This window comes from Mesorhizobium sp. M7A.F.Ca.US.006.04.2.1 (genome assembly GCF_004022915.1).
Classification (GTDB): Bacteria; Pseudomonadota; Alphaproteobacteria; order Rhizobiales; family Rhizobiaceae; genus Mesorhizobium; species Mesorhizobium ciceri.
Window position 1 is genome coordinate 1 of the sequence record NZ_RZQA01001020.1, and the last position, 1984, is coordinate 1984.

At 65.9% G+C, this 1984-nt stretch carries 2 protein-coding genes; one reads left to right on the forward strand and one right to left on the reverse strand.

Annotation, left to right across the window (positions count from 1 at the left end):
- The coding region (locus tag EN925_RS33630) for a HAMP domain-containing sensor histidine kinase (protein WP_164894581.1) at positions 1–1078 on the forward strand (1078 nt) is incomplete at its 5' end.
- A gap of 11 nt (positions 1079–1089) precedes the next feature.
- Here EN925_RS33630 and EN925_RS33635 read toward each other — a convergent pair.
- A partial coding sequence (locus EN925_RS33635) for a nicotinate-nucleotide--dimethylbenzimidazole phosphoribosyltransferase (RefSeq protein WP_164894582.1) occupies positions 1090–1984 on the reverse strand: 895 nt, incomplete at its 5' end.

A 1984-nucleotide genomic window follows, 5' to 3' on the forward strand; every position in this document is an offset into this window, starting at 1 on the left:
GTTCCACATCGTCAAGGCCGTGGTGCTGTTGTTCGCCATGGCGGCGACCGCGGTGATGACCTCGTCTCTGCGGGGCGCGCTGCTGGCGACCTTTGCCGTTCCCGTGGCGCTCTACGCCTATGCCGGCGCCAAGCTATGGATGCCGGTCGAGGCGATCATGGCCGCGCTGCTGGTCGTGTCGCTGCCGTTCTTCGCCTATGTGGCCCGTCATCTCAACCACTCGTCCCTGATGATGCTGTCGTTCCGCTCCGAAAAGGATGCGCTGATCGCCGAACTGGAGACGGCGAAATCGATGTCGGACGAAGCGCGGCGGCGGGCCGAGGACGCCAATCTGGCGAAATCGCGGTTCCTCGCCTCGATGAGCCACGAATTGCGCACGCCGCTCAACGCCATTCTCGGTTTTTCCGAGGTGATGTCGAACGAGGTGCTGGGACCGATGAGCAATCCCACCTATCGTGACTACGCCCATGACGTGCACGAATCCGGCCAGCATCTGCTCGACCTGATCAACGAGATTCTCGACCTGTCACGCATCGAGGCCGGCCGCTACCAGCTCAATGAAGAGCCGGTGATGCTGCTTGGTATCGTCGAGGACTGCTGTCACATGATGGAGTTGAGGGCGCGCAACAAGGATATCCGTGTCGTCCAGGATTTCGAGCACGAGCTGCCTCGGCTGTTCGCCGATGAACGGGCCGTGCGGCAGATCACGCTCAACCTTCTGTCGAACGCGATAAAATTCACCGCCACCGGCGGCGAAATCCGTGTCCGTGTCGGTTGGACGGCGGGCGGCGGACAATACATTTCGATCAAGGACAATGGCCCGGGCATACCGGAAGACGAGATCCCGATCGTGCTTTCCGCCTTCGGCCAGGGCTCCATCGCCATCAAGAGCGCCGAGCAAGGCACCGGGCTTGGCCTGCCGATCGTGCAAGGGCTGCTCGCAATGCATGGCGGCGAGTTCGAACTTCATTCCAAGCTGCGCGAAGGCACCGAGGCGATCGCCATCTTCCCGCTGAGCCGGGTGATGGAGGAATTGCCAGCACTGCCGACAGCAGCGGTGGCGGCTCGACGGCGGTAATACCTCAAGCCCTAACCGCGTACCGCCGCAGCCATGCCCGAACTGGTCAGCGCGGCGGCCTTGACCAGACCCGCGGCAAGGGCGGCCCCTGCCCCTTCGCCATGGCTGATGCCCAGATCAAGCAACGGGCGCAAGCCGAGCCGTTGGGCGGCGCGTGCATGCGCGGGTTCCGGCGACAGGCTGGCCAGCAGGCAATGGTCGAGCGCGGCGGGATTGACGCCATGCAGTACCGCTGCGGCTGCCGTCGCCGCCAATCCGTCGAGCAGCACCGGGATCTTCTGCATCCGCGCGGCCAGAATGGCACCGGCGATCGCCGCGAATTCCCGGCCGCCGACCCGGCGCAGCGCCTCGAGCGGGTCGCCGAGATGGCCGCCATGAAAAGCCAGCGCCGCATCGACCACGTCCGCCTTGCGTGCCTGCATCGCCGTATCGGCGCCTGACCCCGGGCCGGCCCAGTCGGCGCCCCCGCCCCCGAACAGCGCCGCAAACAGGGTGGCGGCGACGGTGGAGTTGCCGACGCCGAGATCGCCGAGACACAAAAGATCGGTGCCGCCGGCGATCGCTTCCATGCCGAAGGCCATGGTGGCGGCACAGCCACGCTCGTCAAGCGCGGCCTCTTCGGTGATGTCGGCGGTCGGGATGTGCAGGGCAAGATCGAAAACCTTAAGCCCGAGATCGTAGGCAATGCAGATCTGGTTGATCGCGGCACCTCCGGCGGCGCAAAGTTCGACCGCGTTGGCGGTCGCCGCCACCGGCCGTGGCGAAATGCCGTGGCGCGTGACGCCGTGATTGCCGGCAAAGACCGCCATCAGCGGTCTTGTCACCGCGGGCGGAGCCCGCCCGCTCCAGGCGGCCAGCCAGGCGGCGATGTCCTCGATGCGGCCAAGCGAATTGCCCGGTTCGGCC